Annotated in this window: 3 protein-coding genes; all 3 read right to left on the reverse strand. The window is 37.3% G+C overall.

Translation table 11 applies throughout. The features are described from left to right. Window positions 1-209: 209 nt before the first annotated feature. Window positions 210-3,881: a VCBS domain-containing protein gene (locus Q5N69_RS13125; RefSeq protein WP_304369428.1), complete on the reverse strand. Its 3,672-nt coding sequence runs from the start codon at window positions 3,879-3,881 to the stop codon at window positions 210-212. A gap of 65 nt (window positions 3,882-3,946) precedes the next feature. Further along, the gene (locus Q5N69_RS13130; protein ID WP_304369429.1) at window positions 3,947-6,985 is read right to left on the reverse strand and encodes a TonB-dependent receptor; all 3,039 of its coding nucleotides are present in this window, start codon (window positions 6,983-6,985) and stop codon (window positions 3,947-3,949) included. Between the two features lie 239 nt (window positions 6,986-7,224). Continuing rightward, window positions 7,225-8,268, reverse strand: coding sequence for a polysaccharide lyase family 7 protein (locus tag Q5N69_RS13135; protein WP_304369430.1), 1,044 nt, complete (start codon window positions 8,266-8,268; stop codon window positions 7,225-7,227). Window positions 8,269-9,231: the final 963 nt, after the last annotated feature.

Consider the following 9,231-nt stretch of genomic DNA (forward strand, 5'->3'; position numbering starts at 1 on the left):
AAACTAGTACTATTGATATATCAAAGTAATTGGCATTTGCTTATTAATAATTGGGTTTTGTACAAGAGCCTTTGTTAAACGAGCTGTAAAAATTAATACTGATAATAAAAAAAGCTCAAACTTAACCTATTAGATAAATTAGGAAAGTTTGAGCTTATATTTTTATTTATTAACAATAACTTACATTGCTAAAAAATCATTAACAACTATTACTCAGCATTTACAGTAGCTTCGCTAGAGTTAGAATGATATTTATCATCTGTACCATCTAATAAATCACCAATTACATGACCTTCGAAGTTATCATTTAAAATCTCAGTACCATCAGCACCAATAATAATTAAATCATCAACTGAGAAGTTCCCAAGATAAGTATCATCTCCACCACCTAACTTGAATTGAACATTTTCAATATCGAAAATCTGACCTTTCGGAGAAATGACCGTGTAACTCTCAGTGTTATTAACAGTCACAGTTAAAGTAACACCTCCATCAGCTGCTGCATTCGTTGCATCCCAATCAATTGATACATCTACCCATTCGGTCTCTTGTACAAATGTTGTAGTAAATTGAATCTCATCACCATCATCAATACTGATAGTTCCTGATTTCATTTCTACTTGTATGACTTCTGCAGATGAACTTGTAGATGAACCGTATAAAGTAACACTTGCAGTACCAGTACCAGTCGAATCAGCATTAGTGTTTTTGGTTGTAATATCTTTCTTAAAGCTAAAAGATACAGAACCAGTTGTTTGTGATTCAGCAAAACTATATCGCAACTCACCAGTATCAGTTGTTAAAGTATCTGCAATTGCTGCGAATTTATTACCTGCAGTACCTGGGCCTCCGGCAGCTCCAGCAATAGTTTCAACCGTTGCTTCGGAAGTATTTGAATGATATTTCGAAGTTGCATTATCTGTATCAAGTGAGTCACCATCAACATAAGACTCAAAATCATCAGAAAACACACTTGTAGTACCAGCTGTATCAGAGAAAATAGCTAAATCATCTACTGTGAACTTAGCATCAGCTCCTGGAGTATCACCATTACTACCAAATCTAAAGGCAACGTGAGTTACACCACCTATAGGAGCACTAGTCGTTGTAAAACTAGCAGGAGTGAATGACACACCATCAATTTCTACTGTCACATCTGGATTTAAGTCAGTGTCTCCGTTCGGGTATTCCCAAGTAATTACTACATCCATAAACTGATCTAGCACAACAGTAGGCGCTGATGTATCTACATCAGAATCTCGTACCTCAAAGCTATCATCTTTAATTCGAAGGTCTAAAATAGCACCACCATTATTTGTACTTGAATTATATAAAGTAATAAATGCATCACCGCTTCCGAAGCTATCATCAAGGCGCTTAACTTTAGCTTCGACTCTACCCTGAGCAAGAGGACCATTATCGCCGAGCTCATAACGAAGTTCACCAGTATCATTAGGATCAGTATCAACAATCACAGCAACCTTGTTATCACCTGTAGCTACAACAATAGTACCGGAAATTAAAACATTAAACTCAGCAGTGGTTCCGTCAATTGATGTAATGGTGAAAGTATCAGTTTCACGTTCACCCACAATTAGCGCAGCAATAGTTGAATTGGTAGTATCTAGTGTATAAGTCCATGAACCATCAGCTTCAATATTGAACGTACCGTATGTTCCAACAGTCGTTGAAGCTGTAATTGACGCTTCGCCTTCATTGATATCCTGTACGCTAATAGCACCTGTTACAGAAGTTTCATCGCTAGCAATTGAGCCTCCAAGGTCAAAGAAAACAGCTGGTGTAGCCTCTACTGTTCCGTCACCTGCATCAAAGGTTACAACTTCAGCGTAAACAAGTGCAGCATATAAACTTGCATCAGCTAAACTAGCACTTTCATTGTAACTTTCAAAGTCATCTGAAAATACGCTTGTAGTACCAGCAGTATCAGAAAACACTTCAATATTGTCTACAAAATAAGAGCCGAAAGGAATAGTTGTGCCGTTATCACCTAATCTGAATTGAATAGTTTGAATACCATCAGCGAACCACTGGTCTAAATTTTCAAAGTCAGTATCTACAACAGCAGGAGTAGAAAATGAACCTCCAAAAATAATTTCACCATCAAGCGACACGGTAATTTGCTCAGATGCATCCAAGTCCCATGTAATGTCTATGTCGTAAAATTGATTTTCGTTAAAGTCTTCAATCAGTGTTTCGCCAGGATAAAGATCGCTATCAGTATTTCGAACAAATAAACGAGGTGCTATTGGAGTTTCAGTACCGTTAGCGTCAATTGAGGTTTGATCACCTTGAATTCGTAAATCTATAAGTGATTCACTATTGCTACCAGATGAACCACCAAGCTTAATATAAGCATCTTTACTGTTTCCATCACTACCTATTGCAACTTCTTTTAAGAAAGATGCGCTAAGTTTACCTTGACGAAGGTTATCGACTCTAAATAGAATTTCACCTGTATCACCAGCAGTATTGGTTATTTCCACAACTTGAGTCAATGCAGCAACACGAATTGTAATTTCCGCAGTAGTGCCATCAACAGAGGCTATTGTGATTGAATCTGTTACAGAGTCACCCACTTCAAGACTAGCCACAGTTTCATTTTCAGTATTAACTGTATATGACCAAGTACCATCAGCATCAATGCTGAAGCTACCATAAGTTAGAACGACATCGGTTTGTTCAATAAAAGAATCTTCACTAAAGTTAGGGTCAATAATGGTTAACGAACCCGTAAATGCCTCTTCAGCAGTATTTCTCACTACTCCATCGAATTCACCTTCAATAATCGCAACTACTTGAGTGTCGTTGTAACCCACAGAAGCACCAATTATGTCAAGTAAATCTGAATCAGCAAAGCTAGCAACTTGTGAAGTACTCTGAAGATTAGCTTGTGCTGCTTCAAATATATCTAAAGAATCAGCAAAATCTCCATCAGCGATATCAGTAGAAAGGTCTGAAATAACCGTTGATATATCAGCGTCTGTATTGTCTGCATCAAGTTGAGATATAAGCGCTAATACAGATCCATATCTGTCGTTATTATCAGCGCCATCAGCGCCAAGAGCATCAGTTCCAACTACAGTAGGAGCAACTTCAGTTGTGTCAAAACGAATACCAAAACGGGCATTAATTTCTGCAGCAACTTCATCAAAGTTATTAAAGTCAGCCTCTGTATTTTGAACAGCAATTTCGGTTAATGGTGATACTACGTATACAGGTGCTTCAATTATTGTCTCAATACCGTCGTCATCTGTTTCAACAATATCGTCAACTACTTTTACTACGGATCTCATTAAAGGCGCTTCTAGTGTTAAACCTGTTGATTCATCAATGTAAGAACCACCAGTACATGAAAGCAAGCCATTATTTGCAATATGAGCGCCTGTAAATGTAACGTTACCTGAAGCATCAGAAGGTGCATCTGCTTGTTGAGGAAAAACTGCTTGTCCACTTGTATTAACTTCGTATATCTCACAAGAGGCTCCCTCAACAGGGCCTTTAACAATGCTAGCTGATACGTCAAACGTTGGCTTAATATCTTCCGTAGAAGCACCAACACCTTCTGTAAAGCCCGCATTATCAGTATAATTTGCTGAAACAGAGATAGGAGAACCTTCATCAGCTTCAGTAATTGTGTAGGTAGGACCAGTAACACCCGTTGACCAAACGTAAACAAGTGTTTCTGCTTGAATTCCGTCGGCATCAGTAGCCAATGCTGATAATTCACCACCAGCAAAAAAGTCGTTTCCAGTTATTTCGATACTGCCGCGAGTATTACTATCTAGTTGAGCGTTGTCATCACCGCCACAACCAGCTAAAGCTGTAGCAATGATCACAGATATAAGTGATTTCTTAAACATGTTTTCTACTCCAAAATTTTATATTTCTTCAAATTTAACTTGTTTTAATTAAGTACTAAGCTCGCTTAGTACTTAACACTGATGCCTGCGAATATTCGAGGACCATAGTCACTCACGCTACCTAAGTTACCTTCAACAAAGAAGTCATCACTACGAGGTTCGCTAAACAAGTTAATTGCTGAAAATTTAACACGAACGTGTTTATTAATTTTGTAAGAAGCACGAGCTTCCCAAACATTTGCCTCATCAACATAACGTAATCTTGTACCGTTAGAAGTATAAGGTTGGAAGTATTCGCTACGATACTTGTAGATTAGGGCAGTATCAAAATCACCAACTTGGTAATATAACTGTCCGCTAAATACATGCTCTGAAAACCCTGGTACAGAACCTGGAGCTACAATACCTTCAGTAAGCTGAGTGGTAACACCATCTAGATCAGTAGTAAAAGTATCTCCGTAAAGACTATCTTCAAACTCAAAGTCTGTATCTGCGTAGTTATAACCAAACTTCACACCAAGACCAGAATCCCAACGATATGAAAATGATGCTTCTAAGCCCATAATTTCACTTTCGTCATCACTAGTTACTGAATTAGTAATTGGTAAAGAAACATCAACACCTTCAACGTTAAAGTTTTCTAACACTGTTTGCTGTTGAAAGCCGCCATTGAACTGTTTGTAGTAAACACCAAACGCTACAATAGAGTCATCGTTAGGGTACCATTCAAAACCTAAATCATAGTTCCATGACATTAATGGTTGAGTATTTGGATTACCAGAACCTTCAGCCCCCACTAACAAGTCATTAACTGTTGTAGGATCACTATTGTCATCGGTTACAAACGAGCGGTCAAAGCCTAAATCAGATGGATCTGCACGTGACATACCACGATAAATACCAGCTCTTAAGATGATATTTTCTTCATAATCAACTACTAAGTTAAAACTTGGTAGTACTTTAGTGTAATCACCACCACCAACAACTCGCTCAATCTCACCGTTTCCTTCTAAGCTAACTACGCCTAACGCATCAGTAACAACGTCAAAGTCTTCTCTAAAGCCAATTGAAGTAACATCAGTATTCACTACGCGAACACCAAAGTTACCACGAATGAATTTACCAAACATTTCAGTATCGTAGCTAGCCATTGCATAAACAGCTGTCGTCTTTTCTGTTACATCACTAGTACCTGAATTTTCATAAACAACTTCTGGATATTCAAAGTCGCCGTTGGCACCCGCAGCTACTGCTTGAGCGAAACATTCATTATTGTATGTTGCCCACGATGCTCCTGTACCGCTGTCTATAGTATTTCCTGAACTATCAACATTAGTGATAATATTGCCATCAGAAACGCTTGATAAAAAGCTAGACTCAGGGAAGTTTATTTGACAGCCTTCAAGTATGCTAAGGCCTGTCTCAGGGTCATCTATAGTAAACTCTGTTCTTGAACCATTACCACTATTATTAACACCACCAAATTGAACAAACGAAAGTTCAGAAACTCGAACTCCACCTTGAATGCTAGTAAAAACGTCACCGTCTAGTTTGTAATCAAAATCAACTCGTGCACCGATAATTTCGTTGTCACGTACATTTTCTCTGTCAAGACGACTACGAAGATCACTAGAAAAGTTAGAGATATCAGTAACATCAAAATCAGATAATGTGAAATGAGGAATATGTTCCCCTAAATCCCAAGAAAAAGCGTTGTTAGCTGAGCTAGTTCTTCCACGGTTAGATATTTGCAGCTCTTCACGGTTTGTTTCAGAATAACCAATGTCAACAGTAATGGTTAAATCTTCTGTAGCATAATGTTCAATATTTAAACCGTAAGCTGTGTAGTTTTCTTCACGCTCAAAATATTCACCTGCAGATTCGATACGGTCTGAACCTTCCCAGTGCAAAATACCACCAACATCGTTTGTGATAAGATTTTGCCCTGTTACACCTGGAGTAACACGTTTTTGCAAGAAGATTAAATCATGGCGAGATTCTGTTTGGGTACGATCTGAAATTTGGGCGTCAAAGTTTATATCCCAACTCTCTGATGGACGGTATTGTAAAGCAATAAATAAAGCTTCTCTTTCGTCAGACGTTTCGTTTTGACGGAAGCTTCGGCTTGAACCGGTCCATGCGTATGGTGTACCAGCATCTACTGCTTTACCTGTAGCTGGATCAATTTCAGTATTGTAACCTTGATTAGACGAACCACTAACTTGATCTTCACAATCACCTGCTGTGCTACGGTAAAAACCTTCATTAGTATTTGTAGGATCATTTAAACATGCCCACAAAGATGATCCTGACGGGCTTGAGCTTCTGTACTCAGCTTCTGGCTGGCTGATATCTTGACGTTGCCAACCAACACTTACACCAACTGCTTGACCGTTATCAAATTCAAACTGGTCAACAAAACTTAATGTTCCACGGTAGCCTAAATCACCTTGAAGTGAATTTTCAATGTTAGATTGGTCAGGATTGTAGTTACCTTTTACTTCACCTTGAATACGTCGCTCACCAAAATCTAAAGGTTTAAGCGTCTCAAGTGTAATAACACCAGCAACACCACCTTCAATCATAGAAGCATCTTGAGTTTTATAAATAGCTACTTTCTTCATTAATTCTGAAGGGAACTGAGAGAAGTTTACTGAACGGTCACCACCGCCATTGGTCGCTTCACGGCCATTAATATGTGTCGCGCTTAGGAATGGACCTAAACCACGGATACTGATTTCAGTAGCACCACCATTTTCACGATGAGATGATGCACCCGTTATTGTCTCTAAAGCCTCACCAATTGAAAGCGCTGGTAAATCACCAATATCTGAAGCTGATAAACCGTCAACAACAGTAGTCGCTTCACGTTTTATTGCAATTTGGTTTTGAATTGTTCTTCGCGTACCAACAATTTCAACAACTTCTATATTCTTGTCAGCTTTTATACTTTCAGCTTCCGCGTCTTGTGCTGTTGCCGAAAATGCAAAAGTACTAGCTACCGAAGTAATAACAGTAGCTTTTACCCATTTTGCTATAGGTGAAAGTCGAAACCTACCTATTTGATGGATGGATTTTGTATTTTTCCCTTGTATCAAGGACATATCGAGTTCTCCGTTTATGTTTTTGCTAGCATGTTACTGCCATTTAATTGTTATATTTTTGTTGTAAGTATATTAGCGATACTAAATTATTTTATTTTTATTAGAGGTATATCAATTTGAACATACGCAACACAAACCAAAGTGTCAACCAATTTATTGAAATGCACTTACCAAAAATCATAACCAATAATTAAAGTTGCAAGTTAAAGTTTAACGTAAAAATTGATGTTCCAACTGTACTAAAACTTATATCCTTTATGTTTATTTTGGATATGATAAAAAGTGGCTTGCACATAATCACCTTCAGCGCCGCCATTATTTTGGTTATAAACACCTGCTTTAAAGTACATATACTGGTTACCAGCACTATAACCACTATCTTTCATATCGTAGTGCTTAGTAATATTAGGCTTACCTTCTCTAATTATGGTAACGAACAGCATTTCGTCTTCTACAGAAATTTTATAAGAGAATTTTTCGTTTAAAGCGATACCGTCATCAGGGTCTGACAATTTATGAGAACGTGAACCAATCATATTTACCCAAACATCATCACCATCATTTATTTCATGGGCGAAATAAATAGCCCCTTTCGAGTTACCTGGTAATTTTCGGTAATATAAACGAATTGGTTCGTCATCCGTAGCATGAATCTGTCCGATGATCACGCGTCCAACCTTCTTGTCATCACCCGTGGTAGAAACTCGATTAACAGCCAAAGTTCCTTCTAAACTTCCACCTACTCCGCCAGACTTAGCTTTCATCGAGCCATGTGCACCACCAAAAACCCAGTTATTCTTGGTCATACCTTTAACTTTAACTCGGCTATTTCCTCTGCGTAACATTTCGCGTAGTTCACTTCGAGCGTATTTTGTGTTTTTTGAGGTTTTGGCGCCTACATTTGGAGAAGCGAATACTAAACCACCATCGTCAGCTGTGTAGAAAAAAGGCTTTAAGTTGAAGCCTTTATCTAAAGATTTTTCATAAACGGTGTCAGCTTTTTTATCTTTGTTTATATCAGTTGGTAATGTTAACGACCAATCAAGTAAATCAAAATTCTCACCTGGCTTTTTAAGGGGATCTAGTTTTGTTAAATCACCCAATAAGACGCCTTCAGCAAGATTACTATGTGATTTTGATATAGGTGTATTTGTCTCAGCTGCTTGAGCATTGAGTGATGCACAAAAAACAGGTAACGCAAAAGCGAATAATGCAAAAACCTTGTTCATTTTTTGCTGAAAATAACGGTAAGGTTTATTTGTTTGGGGATTAAAATGCTTCATTATCTATTTTCTCTTGTTGTAATTTCTTATTATTATTTTGGGTTTTACTTTCTCAATTTTGTATAAAGTATCTGCACGCTCCGCATGCAAAGGTGCATTAATACCTGAGAATAGATAACCCTGAAAAAGACAGTAAAAACATCGATAGAAAGACACTTCTAAGAAACATTAAAAACCACCTAATTTCATTGTAAGAAGAAGTAGAAATCTTTGTTGGATATCGCCAAAAATCTCTGATTAATTGTTATGTATATAGTTATTTATGACTCTTATGTCATTGATACCTGTTCACCTATTTGTCCACATAGGTATTTTTATAATTGATTATTAGATATCTTAACTAGCCATATAACCAGACCAACAATAAATTGTCAACCAAAACATACCGCCACTGCATGACCAAAGAACACCTATTGGTTATACCATAAATCTAACTACAAATAGCCGTTTGGCCTGTCCAGTTTTAATTTTAATAAAGTTAAATTAACAATGGGTTAGAAAAATTTAAACGTTCACTGTTAACCAATTCAGTTTAATTATCATTAATTGGTTATGTACTTGGGTTACATATTACAACTCACGGGCAATATGACTAATTAATACCAGATCGTTTTTTTTCTCATTTGCTAATATTATTAATAACTTGCGATAGTTTTTTATCCAGCTCAGCAACTTTAGTCATTACCTAGCGACACATACAGTAGATGCAATAATGACATCACAACTAATTGTTTATTTAGAAATAGTCACTTAATCAAAGCAGTAAGCATGACTTGTTTTAAATGCATACAAAGAACGAAGCCATTGCTATTAGTTAAATAAGGAGATCATAATTTTAAGTAAAAAAAAGCCCTGCTAAAGGTTAGCAGGGCTTTTATAAGCGACATGTCTCGTCCTGAAATGTGTTTACACATTTAGGACTTATTATGTGCAAGCCAAACAAGACACCCACTAAACGTACAC

The sequence above is a fragment of the Pseudocolwellia sp. AS88 genome, from assembly GCF_030551755.1.
Taxonomy (GTDB): domain Bacteria; phylum Pseudomonadota; class Gammaproteobacteria; order Enterobacterales; family Alteromonadaceae; genus Pseudocolwellia.

Bases quoted from the DNA above. Each gene is read 5' to 3' on its own strand.
- Q5N69_RS13125 (WP_304369428.1), bottom strand. From the start codon at position 3,881: ATGTTTAAGAAATCACTTATATCTGTGATCATTGCTACAGCTTTAGCT.
- Q5N69_RS13130 (WP_304369429.1), bottom strand. From the start codon at position 6,985: ATGTCCTTGATACAAGGGAAAAATACAAAATCCATCCATCAAATAGGT.
- Q5N69_RS13135 (WP_304369430.1), bottom strand. From the start codon at position 8,268: ATGAAGCATTTTAATCCCCAAACAAATAAACCTTACCGTTATTTTCAG.